Origin of the sequence: Salinivibrio sp. ML323 (assembly GCF_001995745.1) — a bacterium.
Classification (GTDB): domain Bacteria; phylum Pseudomonadota; class Gammaproteobacteria; order Enterobacterales; family Vibrionaceae; genus Salinivibrio; species Salinivibrio kushneri.
Map to the genome: position 1 here is coordinate 49,194 of NZ_MUES01000003.1, position 15,649 is coordinate 64,842.

At 50.1% G+C, this 15,649-nt stretch carries 14 protein-coding genes; 6 read left to right on the forward strand and 8 right to left on the reverse strand.

What is annotated here, in order from left to right; genetic code table 11:
* Positions 1-8 precede the first annotated feature (8 nt).
* From BZG13_RS03250 to BZG13_RS03260, 3 genes are read right to left on the reverse strand one after another with little or no spacing between them, the layout of a single operon-like run.
* The gene (locus BZG13_RS03250) at positions 9-959 is read right to left on the reverse strand and encodes a biotin-dependent carboxyltransferase family protein (protein ID WP_077484983.1); all 951 of its coding nucleotides are present in this window, start codon (positions 957-959) and stop codon (positions 9-11) included.
* Complete coding sequence (gene pxpB / locus BZG13_RS03255) at positions 944-1,639, reverse strand: 5-oxoprolinase subunit PxpB (protein WP_077484985.1); 696 nt, start codon at positions 1,637-1,639, stop codon at positions 944-946. Before pxpB ends, BZG13_RS03250 begins: the two co-directional genes overlap by 16 nt.
* On the reverse strand, positions 1,636-2,367 hold the full coding sequence (locus BZG13_RS03260; RefSeq protein ID WP_077484987.1) for a 5-oxoprolinase subunit PxpA: 732 nt from the start codon (positions 2,365-2,367) through the stop codon (positions 1,636-1,638). Before BZG13_RS03260 ends, pxpB begins: the two co-directional genes overlap by 4 nt.
* A 518-nt stretch (positions 2,368-2,885) precedes the next feature.
* Here BZG13_RS03260 and BZG13_RS03265 point away from each other — a divergent pair.
* On the forward strand, positions 2,886-4,556 hold the full coding sequence (locus tag BZG13_RS03265) for a methyl-accepting chemotaxis protein (protein ID WP_077484989.1): 1,671 nt from the start codon (positions 2,886-2,888) through the stop codon (positions 4,554-4,556).
* Positions 4,557-4,619: 63 nt separating this feature from the next.
* Here the strand turns inward: BZG13_RS03265 and BZG13_RS15600 are convergent, their stop codons facing one another.
* The 4 genes from BZG13_RS15600 to BZG13_RS03285 all read right to left on the reverse strand — a co-directional run bounded on the left by BZG13_RS15600 (position 4,620) and on the right by BZG13_RS03285 (position 7,644).
* Positions 4,620-6,083, reverse strand: coding sequence for an MFS transporter (locus tag BZG13_RS15600; protein WP_077484991.1), 1,464 nt, complete (start codon positions 6,081-6,083; stop codon positions 4,620-4,622).
* A 156-nt stretch (positions 6,084-6,239) separates the two neighbouring features.
* Complete coding sequence (locus tag BZG13_RS03275; RefSeq protein ID WP_198532052.1) at positions 6,240-6,794, reverse strand: GNAT family N-acetyltransferase; 555 nt, start codon at positions 6,792-6,794, stop codon at positions 6,240-6,242.
* Between the two features lie 49 nt (positions 6,795-6,843).
* Positions 6,844-7,200 carry an NADH:ubiquinone oxidoreductase gene (locus BZG13_RS03280; protein ID WP_069360848.1) on the reverse strand — a complete coding sequence of 119 codons (357 nt, stop codon included), beginning with the start codon at positions 7,198-7,200 and terminating at the stop codon, positions 6,844-6,846.
* Positions 7,201-7,257: 57 nt separating this feature from the next.
* Complete coding sequence (locus BZG13_RS03285) at positions 7,258-7,644, reverse strand: hypothetical protein (protein ID WP_077484995.1); 387 nt, start codon at positions 7,642-7,644, stop codon at positions 7,258-7,260.
* A 250-nt stretch (positions 7,645-7,894) separates the two neighbouring features.
* Between BZG13_RS03285 and BZG13_RS03290 the strand changes: the two genes are divergently transcribed.
* The 3 genes from BZG13_RS03290 (at position 7,895) to BZG13_RS03300 (ending at position 11,484) form a co-directional block, all read left to right on the forward strand.
* Positions 7,895-8,917 (forward strand): ABC transporter substrate-binding protein, encoded by a 1,023-nt coding sequence (locus BZG13_RS03290; protein WP_158074860.1) that lies wholly within the window; start codon positions 7,895-7,897, stop codon positions 8,915-8,917.
* A complete protein-coding gene (locus BZG13_RS03295) occupies positions 8,918-10,753 on the forward strand; it encodes a GGDEF domain-containing protein (RefSeq protein WP_077484999.1) in 1,836 nt (611 codons plus the stop codon). It begins immediately after the preceding gene.
* Positions 10,754-10,944: 191 nt separating this feature from the next.
* Positions 10,945-11,484, forward strand: a complete 540-nt coding sequence (locus tag BZG13_RS03300; protein ID WP_069360852.1) for a histidine phosphatase family protein — start codon at positions 10,945-10,947, stop codon at positions 11,482-11,484.
* 139 nt (positions 11,485-11,623) lie between these two features.
* On the opposite strand, the gene BZG13_RS03305 is transcribed toward BZG13_RS03300, so the two are convergent.
* A complete protein-coding gene (locus BZG13_RS03305; protein WP_077485001.1) occupies positions 11,624-13,054 on the reverse strand; it encodes a 6-phospho-beta-glucosidase in 1,431 nt (476 codons plus the stop codon).
* Between the two features lie 223 nt (positions 13,055-13,277).
* Between BZG13_RS03305 and BZG13_RS03310 the strand changes: the two genes are divergently transcribed.
* Together BZG13_RS03310 and BZG13_RS03315 are read left to right on the forward strand one after the other, a co-directional pair.
* A complete protein-coding gene (locus tag BZG13_RS03310) occupies positions 13,278-14,162 on the forward strand; it encodes an aspartoacylase (RefSeq protein ID WP_077485003.1) in 885 nt (294 codons plus the stop codon).
* Positions 14,163-14,254: 92 nt separating this feature from the next.
* Positions 14,255-15,649 (forward strand): sensor domain-containing diguanylate cyclase, encoded by a 1,395-nt coding sequence (locus BZG13_RS03315; protein WP_077485005.1) that lies wholly within the window; start codon positions 14,255-14,257, stop codon positions 15,647-15,649.

Consider the following 15,649-nt stretch of genomic DNA (forward strand, 5'->3'; position numbering starts at 1 on the left):
TCTTCGGGCTAGATCCAGTCAAAAAACTGCACAAACGTCTGCCATTGCGCCGATGCATCCGCCAGCCGCGCTGGATAAAAATGCACGGTCTGACCGGGTCGCGTTTGCGCCAACATGCTTAAGCTGGCACGGGTTAAGCAGCCAAGCTTAGGATAGCCACCGAGTGTTTGCCGATCGTTAAGTAGTACAATCGGCTGACCGTCAGGGGGCACTTGCACGGCCCCGAGCGCAATGCCTTCGGAGACAATTCCCAGTTGCTTGCTCAGGACGCTCGGTCCATTGAGCCGCACGCCCATACGATCACTGTGCTGATCGACCGTGTATTCGCCATCAAAAAATGCCGTTAGCGCCTCGGCGCTGAAGCTATCAAACTGATACCCCGGCACAAGCGCCAGTGGGGTCAGGGCATGGTAGTCAGGAATAAAACGTGTCGGCACACCGCGCACCCTTGGCAACAGCGCATGCGGTCGACAAGGCAACACATCTCCTTTGGTGAGCGCCATACCTCCCGCCTGTTCACCTAATCCGGAATGCAGGCCGCCGAGTTGATTGCGCATTACCGTCGCGGCACTGCCAAATGCGCCATCTACCGCCAACCCGCCACGCACCGCGAGATAGGCGCGCAAGCCACGGCGCGCGTAGCGTAAACGCAGTTCATCACCCGTATTTAGCGTCAAGGTCTGCCACATACCCACGCGCTGACCATTAATACAAGGTTGCATGTCTGCGCCGGTGATGGCAATCGACATCGCGTGGTCAGCACAAAAACGTGCTTGACCCATGGTTATCTCGACCAACGGCGTCTTTGCGGGGTTATCGAGTAAATAATTCGCCCAAGCAAATGCGTGGCAATCGACCGGCCCTCCTTGGCTTAAGCCAAGCTGGCCCACCCCGTAGCGCCCTGTGTCTTGCACCAAGCTCAATACGCCGGGGTCAAGCACCGTTAATCCTGCCACCATTGACCTCCTGCCGCGCGGTAATCAGACTCTGGCATAGGCTCAAAACAGACGGAATCACCTACATCAAACGGCATCATGGGCGATTGACGGGAATTAAATAGCACTTTGGGGCAGTTGCCAATAATTTGCCAGCCCGCGGGTGACGCTGCCGGATACACCGCGGTTTGCTGTTGTGCAATGCCCACACTGCCGGCAGGGATCTGATGACGAGGCGTGGTATGACGGGGCATAGCTATTGTCTCATCCACCGACGCAAGAAAGGCAAAGCCGGGCGCGAAACCAATCGCACAGACGGTGTAAGTTTGTTGACTGTGTCGCGCAATCACCTCTTGCTCACTTACGCCGGCAAACTCGGCGACCGCAGCTAAATCGGGCCCAACCGAGGGGTGATAATACACCGGCAACGTCACCTGTTTTCCGCTCCCAGCGTCACGGGTGACTCGCAATGAGTCGCCTTGATTCATCACCCACGTTTTCAACGTTTCTGGCGATAGTAAGCGAACATTCACTTCCACCAGAACGCTGGTGTAGGCGGGAATTAACTCAACTACACCACGACCAAAATGTTGCTGGATTCGCTCACACAGCGCAGATAACTGTGGGACTAAGGCAAGATCGATCTTATTGCCCAACCGGATCATTACTGTCGTTTCACTGACCTGCTCAACCTTGAGTGTCATGGTGTTAAGGCCTTTCTGAGTTGTTTTATCGCCTCGACCGATTGTGGGTTATCGCCATGCACACACACCGTATCCGGCGATAGGGTGAGCGTTTGCCCCTCTAGGGTTGTCACCGTGCCATGTTGAGATAACTGCAACACCTGCGCAATCATCGCGTTGGCGTCATCTAACACGGCGCCCGGTTGACTGCGCGGCGCCAATTGTCCTGACGCCAGATAGGCTCTATCGGCAAAGGCCTCAAAAATCAGCGGTACACCGGCTTGTTGAGCAAGCTGGCGATGCGGGCGGTTATCAGGCAGTGCCAGTACCATTAATGGCGTATTGGGCAGCGTATCAGCCACCGCAGCCAACACCGCTTCAAAGCAATCATTGTCCACCATCATGGTGTTATACAGCGCACCATGGGGCTTCACATAATCAAGGCTCGCATTAAAGCGTGCACAGATCCCTTGTAATGCGCCGATTTGATAGCGAACGAGGTGACTAATTTGTGCTGGGGTATGATCAATATGACGACGGCCAAAGCCCTGCTTATCGGCGTAACCGGGATGAGCACCAATACTTACATTGTGCTTTACTGCGAGTGCTACCGTGGCCGCCATTACATCAGGATCAGAGGCATGAAAGCCACACGCAATATTGGCCATATCAATCCATGGCATCAGTGCGCTATCCATTCCCATCGTCCACGCACCAAAGCTTTCACCCATGTCTGCGTTTAGTTTCATCACTCCCTCGATTTCGCTGACTTTGCTTTACCTTAAGGCTTTTTAACCCGCGGATAAACCAACAAAATCGTCAGGATGTTAGTCTTGTGTCGCGCTTGCCGGGCGTTGACGGTAAAAAACGTGCTGACCGATAGCTTAATCTCTCTGATATCGCCCATTCGAGAACGGCGAAAAGCACTCTTGAACGCCCCTGATTATTTGTCTGACGTCCTAAAAGATGGGCAGAAAAAGGCGCGTATACAGACAGACCAAACATGCCAGAACGTTAAGCGTTCGTTGGGCCTGCTTGTGGGATAAAGAGGTAAGAGGAGTGAGTGAAAAATAGCTTTTATTTACTTACCAGTGATGAATCAGGTAGTTATCTCAATTTCTTATGCATAATAAGTTGGACAGATGTGATGGATTGCAGGATGTTTCCCAATCCACATCAAATAAAAGGGCTTTTTGCGCGGCAAACGGAAAGGATATCTTCCATACTTTAGCGAAATCGAAACCATCATTAACACAAGGTATCCGGTATGTTGAAGTTAATGCTGCGCGGAAAGCTCTTAGTGCTTGCCATCGTACCCTTGGTATTATCTATTCTCGTTACGTTATTTATCACTACCTATTACGAGCGGGAGCTGGTCGACGAGAACATTGCCACTTTTCGAACCAAATTAATTGATGAGCGAAAAATGCAGCTTCGCGAAGCCACAGAAATTGCCGCGACTGTAGTAAAAAACGCACAGCAAGCGGACGGCGATGCCACGCAAAATGTTAAAGACGCACTTCGCGAAGTGACCTTTGGTAAGGCGGGCTACTTTTATATTTACGATCGTCAGGGAACCAATATCTTTCACGCGCTGAAACCTGAAGTCGAAGGACAATCGTTAATTAACCTTACTGATCCCAAAGGCAACAAAATTATTGTGGGTCTGCTCGAAGCGGCGCAAAACGGTGATGGCACCTTCACCTACCTCTATCAAAAGCCGGGTACCGATGAACTGATCGAAAAAATTGGCTATGCCGATATGGTCAACAACGGCCAATGGATGTTGGGAACGGGGGCGTACATTGACGACATTGAGGCACGTATTACCGATTTCCGTGAAAATGCAGAAGAGGCTTTAGCGGCACAAACTGCGCGAATGATCATTGCGGGCATTCTTATTTTGATCATTACGTTCGTTGCCGTCGCCTTTATTGCCCAACGGATGTCAACGCCGGTGAAAGAAATGCTGGACAACCTCAATGATATTGCCGACGGTGATGGCGACCTGACCCAGCGCCTGAAAATTAAAGGCAGTGACGAGATTGCTCTGCTTGGGGATGCGTTCAACCGCTTTATCGATAAGCTGCAAACCACCATACGTAGCGTGGTGGATGTCACGGAAAAAGTGAGCCACACCGCACGCACGATTGACGAGCAAACCCAGATGGTTGCCACGCAATTACAGACTCACGATAACGAGACTGAGCAAGTGGTCACCGCTGTTACCCAGATGAGCTCGGCTGCGCAGGAGGTGTCTCAGAACGCCACCCAAGTGGCTGATTCCACCAGTGCTGCTACTGACGATGCGCGTCACGCCCAAGAGAAAGTGCAATTCTCGATCACATCGATGCAAGCGCTGGTCGAGCAAATGAATACCTCGAGTACACATGTGGATTCGCTGAATGAGCAGTCTCATAAAATTACTGGCGTGCTTTCTGTGATTGGCGATATTGCTGAACAAACCAACTTGCTGGCGCTAAACGCTGCCATTGAGGCCGCACGTGCAGGCGAACAGGGTCGCGGCTTTGCGGTGGTCGCTGATGAAGTGAGAACCCTTGCAAGCCGCACGCAAAAGAGCACTCACGAAATTCGCGAAATGCTGGATGAGCTACAGTCGTACGTCAATCAGGCTGTAGAGGGGATGAAGCAAAGTAACGACACCTGCCAGCAAACCTCGGAGGCATCCAACGAAATTGGTAGCGGCATTGATTCGGTGAGCAATGCCATTACCCAAATCAATGACATGACCAGCTACATTGCCTCGGCCGCCTCGGAGCAAACCACGGTGACCGAAGACATTCACCGTAATCTGGTATCGATTCGCGACATTGTGAGCCAGCTACTTAACGCCAGTAATGACTCGGCACAAGCGGCGACTGACTTGAATCAGACAGGCGAAGAGCTCAAACGACTAGTGAGCCAGTTTAAAGTCTAACCGGCAACACCAGATGAAAGAGGCGCTGGTGAGCAGCGCCTCTTTCATGTTCCGTCCTCAGACTTATCTTTCTACTTCTGGCAGTGCGCGCGCCATCAATGCACCCAGTAGACCCAACGCCGATAACACTGCAATCACTACCATTAATCCCCACTGGCTCAACCATGCCGTGACGCCGCCCATAAATAAGAGCACGAAACCAATCAAGGTGTTGCTAACTGAGACATAATCGGTGCGCTGATTGCCCTCGGCCATATTCACAATGTAGGTTTTACGCCCAAGGCGCACGCCCTCGTGAGCAATGGTCAGGACAAAATAGACGCCAGGTAACACCCACGCCAATGAGAACAGCGTCGGGTACCACTGACTAATACTGACCACCACCAGCCCTAGTACCGCCGTGACCACGGCGGCGATCATCATCACTTGGCGGCTAGAATGATCGGCAAAAAGTCCCCAAAAAGGTGCAGAAATGAGGCTCGCAACGCCGCTAATCGCGACAAAGCTTGCAGTGGTAATCGCCAGCGCTTGGCTATGCTGACTGGCTAACAGTACATAATAAGGCGCAGATAGGGCCGAGCAGAGTAACAGTGAACGCGTGATCACAAAATGGCGCAGGCGTCTATCATCCACCAATAAACGCAGTTTAGAAAGTGCATGCGTCAGCGCATTGGCTCCGCCTTCTGTGGCCCCTTCGTATTCATCCACCTGGCTGTAGAGCGCCGCTGCCACCCACCAGAGCGCAGCACCGAATGCTAGTAGCGCACAGTACACCCAAACATGTTGCTGATCAGAAACACTGAACAATCCAACACCGGCGGCAATCGTCACCGCCCCCGCCAAGCTTGACGACCATCCATTCAAGCGTCCTCGTTGCGGCTTAGGAATGGTTTTCCCTAACACATCTTTGGAGGCAACTGAGCACAGCCCTCGCGCCAGACTAAATACCACCAGCAAGCCAACAATGCTCCAGCCAGCTACTTGACCGGTTAAAAGCAACGCGGCGATCGCCATTGCTAAGATACACGCCCCTTGAATGACAGAGCCCGCCACCCATGCCCACTTACGTACCGCGAATTGGCGGACATAACCGGCGATACCTACCTGAGGCACTAACGACCCCGCCTCTCGGATTGGCACCAATAAGCCAATTAACGCTAACGGGGCGCCCACTGCGGTGAGCAGCGCTGGCAAGACANCAGAGCCCGCCACCCATGCCCCCTTACGTACCGCGAATTGGCGGACATAACCGGCGATACCTACCTGAGGCACTAACGACCCCGCCTCTCGGATTGGCACCAATAAGCCAATTAACGCTAACGGGGCGCCCACTGCGGTGAGCAGCGCTGGCAAGACAATTTTCGGGTTAGACACCGCGTCGCCAATTTTGGTGAGTCCTTGGCTAACGATGATGCGGAAAAAATTGCCCGGAACCTCACGACACGCACTGCCATCAATGTCTTTACAGGCACGCGCATCTTCTTCATTAAAAAGTTTTTGGTGTAAGTCATCCGCGAGTTTGTGCACACTTGCTCCCCATCTTTTTGTTTTTTAGTCTGGCCTTATTGGCAAGGCACCGCAAAATCAATGTGATAGTGTTCATCATGGCGAACCCAAGACCGCCGCGTTGAAAACTGAATATGTTGCTTTAAATACTGTATCCCCTACGTATCGTACTGGCGATTAATCAGCATGGTCTGCCTGCCAGCTGGGTTTCGATATCGCGTATAAGACATGCTTTGCGAGCGGATGATCTGCTGCCAAATGAGGATGAGAAAAGGTAAAGGGAGCAGCCGGTGTCATCCCGAGTTTTTTCATCACCGCTTGTGAGGGCAGATTACTCTCGGTGGTAAATGCGTAAATCGCCGGGAGATCAACGTCCTCAAAGCCGATGGCAAGTGCTTCTTGTGCCGCTTCAGTGGCATAGCCTCGCCCCCAATGTGCCGACGCTAAACGCCAACCAATTTCAACAAACGGCTGATGGCCGAGGTCGAAGGTGGGCCGGTTTAACCCCACAAAGCCAATGAATTCCCGTGTCTCCGTCAGTTCTACTGCCCAAAATCCGAACCCATTATCCGCCAGCTTGGATTGAATATGCGCCGCCATCGCATCACTTTGGGCGCGTGAGAGCACGCTGGGAAAATAGCGCATAACGCCTGGGTCTTGATTGAGTGCCGCAAAAGGGGCCAAATCGGACGCTTGCCATGCGCGTAGCGTCAGTCGCGCCGTTGAATACATCACCAATACCGTTCTTCGTTAAGGATCACACTGCACACCGCCGACCCCGTTACTGCAAATCTCTATGGCGCAAGCGCGTGAGCCAATATTCACGATAGCGAAAATAGCAATAGGTCGAGGCAAACAGGAAAAATAAATACGAAAGCGAAAAGACCAAAGGCGAGGTGATCAAGGCATGTTTTAACCCGAGCAATACACCCGCGGCCGTCACGGCAATTTTAGCGACCACCCCGAGCAACAACAAAAATAAAGCAAACTGCGGGTAATGGCTGCTACGAAACGTGATCCAATAGCAAGCCCCCACCGCTGTACTGGCGACGCCCAAGCCAAGAAGATAAGAATGGAAATGCTCACCCGCCAACAATCCACCTAGAATGCTAAGCACAATAATCACAATAAACGTCATGAGTTCCCACCTTTTTTCTCAGTATGGCACTGACGCAAACCGCCAAAAACAAGCCTCTTAAGAGAGTGCGACCTTGCTTGCAGGCTCTATGCACGCGGTTGAAATCGACGACTGGACGTTTGCTATCAAAGCACCATAGCGGTGATTAAGCGCGTCGACAGTGACGATCTGCCCTTGCCGGCGGATACTCACTTTAGTGCCCAAATCCACCCCTGTGAAACGCATCTGCTCATCACCGCCACTCACAAAGTGGAAGCAGTCAATCGCCAAGTCAACGAGCCGAAAGTCTCGGCGACGACAGTTCAATCGTGCTACCCAACGTTTCGCCGATAGAACTTGCGCGGGAGACAAGGCGCGCACTGCAAACTGCCAGCCTTCACTCTCGCCATAAAAATCCATCGGAAAATGCCGCTTAAATTTCTTCTTATCGTAGTAAGATTTCATTACATTATTTTCATTTTATTCGCCATGGACTGGCACGCGAGTCTACACAGCTATGATGCCGTATAAGCTTTCGCTTGCCCAATAAAATTTATGTGTCAAGCAGCGGCAATCTAAACCAATGACAGACAATGATAAATCTACCGCAATCAAGCGTATACATATGCGCTATCCTTAACACAGATGGCAAATGGAGAGGAGCCTTCCCTACATGTGTAGAAGACTGGTTTTGTGGTGTGTTGTTTCTGTATACATGCTGTTCAGTATCCACGCTCACGCTGAACAGGCCCAGCCGCGTGTATTATTTATTAACCCTGGTTATGCAACGGAAAGCTTCTGGCAGGACGTGGATGAATATGCCAATGCCGCAGCCTCTGCATTGAATGTGGATCTAACAATTCGTCACGCCGATCGCAATCACTTCGCGGTGCGTCAAATCCTAGCCGCTACCTTGAGTAAACCGACCCACCCTGATTACATTATTATTGTGAATGAAAAGCTGGCGGCCAAAAACCTACTCCCCATACTGAGCAAATATCCCATTTATGTGCAACTTATCTTGAATGATGTCGATCAGCAGACCAAAACTCAACTCTATCAAGATCCACATTGGCAACAATACCTATTGCCAAGCATCATTCCCAATAATCATGCGATAGGCTATGCGATCGCCGAAGCCATGGTGCAAGCAGGCGATAATGCCCCTGGCGAAGCCGTCATGATTTCAGGTGATCTCACCACCCCCGCATCCGTAAAACGCGAAGCAGGCGGCAAACGCTTTTTCGTTGAACGCTCAGACATTACGTTACATCAAGTCGTTCATGGTCAGTGGGATGAGTCCATCAGCCAAGAGCAAATGCATACCTTATTGCAACGCTATCCCAATATACGCTACGTGTGGACGGCTAACGACCATATGGCTTTTGGTGCGATGAAAGCCGCACGACAAGCGGGAAAAACGCCTGGCGATGACATCTATTTTGCCACGGTCAATACCTCCGAGCGGGTGCTTTCTTTGCGAGAAAAAGGCGACATTTCCGCTCTTGGGGGCGGGCACTTTAAAGCCGCTGGCCTTGCATTGAGCCGTATTTACGCTCACGATAAAGGTTGGTCGTTACCACAGCAATGCACTGGACAGTTATTTCACTTAATTGAACCTGGCTCCGCTTTTTTCCTACAGTTGCGCGAGCAGGCGTGGGATCAAATCTCGTTTTTGAACATGGCGAAAGGGATTGAAAGCCATTGTCATTCAACCACAACGAAAATGGATAACTAAGTGATAAAACGCGATGTAAACTTACGCGGTCTTCAAGCGCGCGTCGCCTTCGTTGTGCTCGCGATCAGCTTACTTTTTGCGGTAGGGAGTACACTAACGCAGATGTACATCAACTACCAACGCACACTTGCTGCTACCACGCAGCTGGTAGAGAGCCGGAGCCATAACTCGGCTCGCGTGATTAGCCACGCATTGTGGGTCGTTGATTTAGAGCTTGTACGCCGCAGTGTAAAGGGGTTATCGATGCTCCCCACCATTTGTCGCGTTGAGGTAAAAGGTTTTGATGGCACACATATCACTGAAGTCAATCGTAGCAGTGAGGATTGTGACGCCAATCATCAGTCGTTGTTGAGCGTTCAAGGGAGCAATATTGGCACCCTGAACATTGTGCTCGATCGCAGTGCGATTAAACGCGATGCCTTCACGGGCACCGTGCCTGTCGCTATCGTCCATTTTACTGAAACCTTGCTCATTACTCTGCTCATTCTGTGGGTCATCCACCGGATGTGCTCGCGCCCCCTCCAACAACTATCAAATACGCTAGATTACTACCAAACTGACAAGACCAACCAAACGAGTGTGCCACTCTCGTTGATTCAACGTAATGACGAAATAGGCAAAGTGTCTCGCTCAATCAATGCGATGCAATCGCGTATCAGAGACGACTTTCTACAAAAACGCGTGACAGAGCGTGAACTTCGCCAACATCAAACTTTATTGAAAGAGCAAGTTGAGCAACGCACCAAGGCACTCAATTGGCAATCAAACGCTAGCTCGTTACTCGCTGATATTTCAATTCAATTCTTACGCGCAGACTCGCAATATATTACCGAAGACGTAGAGAAAATTTTTCCAGATATGGTGTCATTACTCGGCGTTGAGGCCATTGGTTGGTATGCCTTTGACGCATTCCGCGCTGAACGCCGTTGTTATTGGCCACAAGAGATTGATTTTGCGCCCCAGACCGTCGATTTAAGCGATATGCATATGATAAAACGGTGGCTGGCTGATACCGACGCACTGGTCGTGCCCCATGTCGGCCAACTCGGCGATGATGCAACTAACGAGCGCTCTTGGTTGCGCCAACGGCATATTTTATCGTTTGCCGCTTTTCCGCTAACCGACGGTAGAAAAAGCTTTGGGATGATTACAGTGGCGAATCGCCGTTTACCCTTCATCTGGGATAATAATAAAACGTTGCTTTTAAAACGTTTCGCTACTGCCATTAGTGAAGTCATGATCCGCGAGCGGAACCATTACGCCATGGAAGAGCTGCAAGAAGAGCTGATTGTCGCCAATGAAAAGTTGAAAGTCCAAGCAGAAACCGATGATCTAACTCGATTAAGTAATCGAAGACCGTTCAAGCGTGAGCTAAAAAATCATATCCAACATGGCATCGCCAGCCGATTACCTGTCGCCGTCATGATGATCGACGTCGATCACTTTAAAGCATATAACGATGAATATGGTCACCTAAAAGGCGATGACGTTCTCACCCGAATCGCGCGCGTGCTACTCACACAAACCGAGCGCTATCAAGGATCGGTTGCCCGGTTTGGAGGCGAAGAATTTGCGATTACGCTGTCCACACGCTATGCCGCCAAGTTAACTCAACTGGCCGAGACCATTCGCGCTGAAATTGCCAAGCTTGATATCGAGCATAAGAAAAACCCAGATGGTGACAGAATCACTGTCAGCATCGGTGGCATTATCACCCTACCGACTCGTGAGACCACTGACTCTTACCTGCTTGAGATGGCTGACCAACGTCTCTACCAAGCCAAAGAGGAAGGTCGCGACCAAACTAGGATCCTTGACCAAACAGCGGAAAAATAGCGAGCTTGCTCACGCCCTACTGTCAATGCCACACGTGAGTCATGACAGTCCGATGACGGTATGCTACAACCCTCGTCAGCGATATGTCGGCCACCTGCCTAAGCGGGTGCCGCCTCATTATCCGGATAATAAAATGTCACTGACCCAAGCAGCAGCGCTTCACACGCTGTAGACGCAGAAAAGGAAGCCCTATGAAAGTCGTCTTTGTCCGTCACGGAAAAACCGATTACTCATTGGCCGACGCTCGCCAAATGAGCCAACTGGAAAAAGACTATGCGCCACTCCAACGTGCGTGTATTCCGGCCATTCAATCGCTAGCCCATCACCCGAGTATACAACAAGCGGATATCATCCTCTCCTCGCCCTACACACGCGCCTTACAAACAGCAGAAATCCTCAACCGTCAATTGCAAAAAGAACTGTTTGTCGAGCATGATCTCCGCGAGTGGCAAGCGGATGTCAAAGGGAGCTATATCCCCCTTTCAGAACGTGATAGACGCTGGCTTGAGTATCGCGAGCTGTTTGCCAATGGAAATGAAGTGACCAATGCAGGTTATGAGTCCGCGACCGCGTTATATCGCCGGGTGACATCTGTGCTCGACACCTATCAAGACTACAATACGATTGCGGTTATCGCGCATTTTAACGTGATTGAGAGCTTAGTAGGTTATCGTGAGCAGGGGATTGAGTATGGAGAAGTGATTGAGGTCGACTACCAACCCAACCTCTAACGTCTCCCCCCTTCTTGGGCGAGGCTTGACGCGCTAAAAAGGTAAAAATCGCGTACCTCGATGCAATGACTTTACCGATAATTATAAAAGGGACGCAATAGGCGTCCCTTCTCGTCTTACTACGACTCGACCAAAGCCATTACTCTGTCAAGCCATTGTTATTAATCACATTTTTATACCAGTAAAAGCTCTTTTTACGATGACGAGAAAAGTCACCACTGCCGTCATCGTGACGGTCAACGTAGATGAAACCATAGCGCTTGCGGTATTCGCCCGTGGTAAAGGACACGCAATCGAGACAACCCCATGGCGTGTAACCAATCACCTCAACGCCATCTTGCCAAATGGCCTCTCCGAGTGCCTCGATATGTTGTGACAAATAGCTAATGCGATAATCATCATTGATTTCCCCTGAGGTTTCACGCTTATCTGTCGCGCCCAGCCCATTCTCCACCACAAAAATCGGTTTTTCGTAACGCTCATACAGTTCAGAAAGCGCAAAACGTAGACCTTTGGGATCAATTTGCCACCCCCAGTCAGAAGCGGGTAGATACGGATTCAATCGGCTTGCGCTAAACAAAGCATTTTCATCTTCTTCTGGCGGGTTGGCATCGACGATATTGGTCATGTAGTAGCTAATCGCCAAAAAGTCCGCACAGCCGTTTTTAAGAATCGTCGCATCCTCTTGATGCATGTTGACCTCAATCCCTTTGCTGGCCCATTGCGGCCAAATATAGTGGGGGTAGTGGCCTCGCAATTGCACATCGCTGCATAAATATTTGTCACGCATCGCTTGCTGTGACGCCAGCATATCATCAGGGTGACAACTTGCCGGATACAACGGCATCATGTGGATCATACTACCCACTTTGAAATCAGAATTAATCACATGCCCCAGAGACACCACTTTGGCACTGGCGACGAATTGGTGATGTAGCACCTGATAAAGCACCTGCTCGGGATGATCGTGCTCGGTAAATACCACACCTGAATTACAATAGCCAAATAGCGGATAATCCCAGTTGAGCTGGTTGTTGATCTCGTTAAAGGTAATCCAATAAGTCACTTTGTCGCGATAGCGCGTCATTACTGTTTCGCAAAAACGCACGAAAAACTCAATCACATCTCGATGCGCCCAGCCTCCGTATTGCGTCACCAAATGCTGGGGCATCTCAAAATGAGAAAGCGTAATGACAGGTTCAATCCCCTTCTCTAATAGGTAGTCAATAAGGTCATCATAAAAGGCAAGGCCCGCTTCATTTGGCGTAAGCTCATCACCATGAGGAAATATTCTCGACCACGCAATAGACGTGCGAAAGCACTTAAAGCCCATTTCCGCAAAGAGATCAATATCGTCACGGTAGCGGTGATAAAAATCCACAGCATTATGGTTTGGATAGGCTTGATGTTCTTCCACACGCTGGGTCATTTTGCGCGGGATACCATGGGCACCTTTGGTCAGCACATCCACAATGCTGACGCCTTTACCGTCGCAATCCCATCCTCCCTCAACTTGGTGAGCCGCCACCGCGCCACCCCATAAAAAATGCTCAGGAAATACCGTTTTCATTGTTCACCTCTTTGTATCGTCTTCCGCTAGGCTAATGATTTCCACTCAGCTGAAGTGTGAACTGACTCGAAAAAGCATAGGAACACCACGGTCAAATCAGCAACCACATGAATAGAAAAACAGATATAACGAAAAATTATGCTATTAACCTATCGAGTAGTTAGTGCTAAGCTGTCTCAATAGGCAAGTCCATGCGATTATTCTTCACTTATCAGGAGCTTTCATGAGTCGGTTTAGTAACGTTGCTATTGTTGGTGGCACCCATGGTAACGAATTTAGCGGTGTTTACGCACTGAAACAGTGGCAATCCAACCCAGCAATCACAGCCCGCGATAGTTTTTCCACCGAACATGTGTTTGCGAATCCCTCTGCTTATAGCGCCAACAAACGCTATCTAGACTGCGATCTTAACCGTCAATTCGATCCTAAACTGCTGGCTGACTACAGCTTGGCAAACTACGAGCAAAGTCGCGCTAAAGCCCTCAACCAACAATTAGGCCCTAAAGGGGATCCGCGCGTCGATTTTATTATCGACCTGCATAACACCACCAGCAACATGGGACCCACACTGATACTCTTGACACTTGATACGTTCAATAAGCAGCTCGCCGCTTATATTAGTGAGCGTATGCCCGATGCCATCATCTTAGTCGAAGATCATATTGAACCTATTCAGCATGCATTTTTATGCTCGATCGGTAAACAAGGGGTGATCGTTGAGGTAGGCCCACAGCCCCAATCGGTACTGCGTCATGATGTAATGGAATCGATGCAAGAAATGACAACACACATTTTGGACTTCGTGCATCTGTTTAATATTGATAAGGTGCCAGCACTGCCTAAAAACGTCACCGCCTACCGTTACAAAGAGACACTGCATTTACCACAAAATGAGCATGGGGAACGTATTGGTATGGTGCACCAACACGTTCAAGACAAAGACTTTCAGCCGATAAAGCCCGGTGACCCACTGTTTATGTGTTTTGATGGCAAAGAATTAACATGGCAAGGCGACTACACGGCCTATCCGCACTTCATTAATGAAGCAGCGTATTACGACAACAATATTGCGATGTCGATGGCTAACGTATTTACCTTCACAGTATAACCTGTTTCTCCGCCTAATCTCCTCAGCGAGCGCGAGCTGCTGGGATTTGTACTACGCTTAGTCTAAGCCAAATAGACGTACAGAGCCCAGCAGTGAATCAGCCCATTGACCAGTACAAGCATATTGTCACATTACTGCCCTCGCTTTTTCGCCATCTCGATACGGCGGTTGTTATTGCTGACACAAATCGCCGTATACAACTATTAAACCCCGAAGCAGAAGCCCTATTTGGTTGCAGCCTAGCGGATGTAAAAGGCGCTAGCACGCGCATCCTATACGCCGAACAAGAAGACTTTACTGCGACGGGCAAAGATCGTTTTAACACCCACTCAGTTCACGCATACTACGATGCTTATGTGGTGAGATATAAAACCGCCGATGGCCATGTGTTTTTGGGCGAAACACATGGTGGGCCAGTGTGCGATGAGCAACAAGTTGTCGCCATGTATGTGGCTTTTATTCAAGACATTAGCACCCGCGTCGAAGTAGAATCCGCGCTCAACCAGCTACACTCAATCACGTCAGCACGCAATTTGGATTTTTGCCGGCGCGTAGAGCGCATTCTCTCACTCGGTTGTAAACACTTTAATTTGCCTATCGGTATACTCAGCCAAATTCATGGCCAGCGTTATACCGTTCAATACGCGCAGCATCCTGATGACGCCCTGCAGCCTGGGCAATCATTTGACTTGAAAGAAACCTACTGTTGTCACGTCTATGAGGCCAATGAGGCGCAAGGTTTCCACCATGTTTCGCAAAGCGATCTCAAAGCCCACCCCTGCTACGAACACTTTGGCCTCGAAGCGTATATCGGTGCGCCCATTTTTATTGATGGCGAGCGCTATGGCACGTTAAATTTTTCAAGCCCAGAGCCCACTCGCCCCTTTGTCTCACAAGACTACGAACTGGTACGACTCTTTGCTGAATGGGTCGGCCACGAGCTGGCGCGTCTGCGAGATTGGGAAGCACTCGAACAAGCGCAACAATTGCTCGAGATACAAGCAAATACTGACTCGTTGACGCAACTTTATAACCGCCACTATCTCAACAACGCACTCGTTCAGGAATTGGCACGCTGCAAACGGTACAACAACCCCTTGACGCTGGCGATCGTCGACTTCGATAATTTCAAACGCTTAAATGACACCTATGGTCATCGAGCAGGCGATATCGCCTTACAACGCTTTGGCAATATTGTACGGGAAGAATCACGGACCAATGACATATACGGCCGCTGGGGCGGAGAAGAGTTTCTCTGCTTGCTTCCTGAAACAGATTTAAGTGGTGCGGAAGTTGTACTAAAACGTTTGGTGGAGCGCGTACATGGTGAAGAAATTCACGTCGACGGACAAACCATACGCTGTACCATCAGTATCGGTTATACGGGCTTCTCGGCAGGTGATACACAAGACAGCATCATTCAACGTGCCGATACCGCGCTCTATCTCGCCAAAGAAAACGGCCGCAACCGAATCGAGAAGCAATGA

What these genes read in the sequence shown, in the direction of transcription:
- BZG13_RS03250 (WP_077484983.1), bottom strand. Translation starts at nt 959, where the DNA reads ATGGTGGCAGGATTAACGGTGCTTGACCCCGGCGTATTGAGCTTGGTG.
- pxpB (WP_077484985.1), bottom strand. Translation starts at nt 1,639, where the DNA reads ATGACACTCAAGGTTGAGCAGGTCAGTGAAACGACAGTAATGATCCGG.
- BZG13_RS03260 (WP_077484987.1), bottom strand. Translation starts at nt 2,367, where the DNA reads ATGAAACTAAACGCAGACATGGGTGAAAGCTTTGGTGCGTGGACGATG.
- BZG13_RS03265 (WP_077484989.1), top strand. Translation starts at nt 2,886, where the DNA reads ATGTTGAAGTTAATGCTGCGCGGAAAGCTCTTAGTGCTTGCCATCGTA.
- BZG13_RS03275 (WP_198532052.1), bottom strand. Translation starts at nt 6,794, where the DNA reads ATGTATTCAACGGCGCGACTGACGCTACGCGCATGGCAAGCGTCCGAT.
- BZG13_RS03280 (WP_069360848.1), bottom strand. Translation starts at nt 7,200, where the DNA reads ATGACGTTTATTGTGATTATTGTGCTTAGCATTCTAGGTGGATTGTTG.
- BZG13_RS03285 (WP_077484995.1), bottom strand. Translation starts at nt 7,644, where the DNA reads ATGAAATCTTACTACGATAAGAAGAAATTTAAGCGGCATTTTCCGATG.
- BZG13_RS03290 (WP_158074860.1), top strand. Translation starts at nt 7,895, where the DNA reads ATGCTGTTCAGTATCCACGCTCACGCTGAACAGGCCCAGCCGCGTGTA.
- BZG13_RS03300 (WP_069360852.1), top strand. Translation starts at nt 10,945, where the DNA reads ATGAAAGTCGTCTTTGTCCGTCACGGAAAAACCGATTACTCATTGGCC.
- BZG13_RS03305 (WP_077485001.1), bottom strand. Translation starts at nt 13,054, where the DNA reads ATGAAAACGGTATTTCCTGAGCATTTTTTATGGGGTGGCGCGGTGGCG.
- BZG13_RS03310 (WP_077485003.1), top strand. Translation starts at nt 13,278, where the DNA reads ATGAGTCGGTTTAGTAACGTTGCTATTGTTGGTGGCACCCATGGTAAC.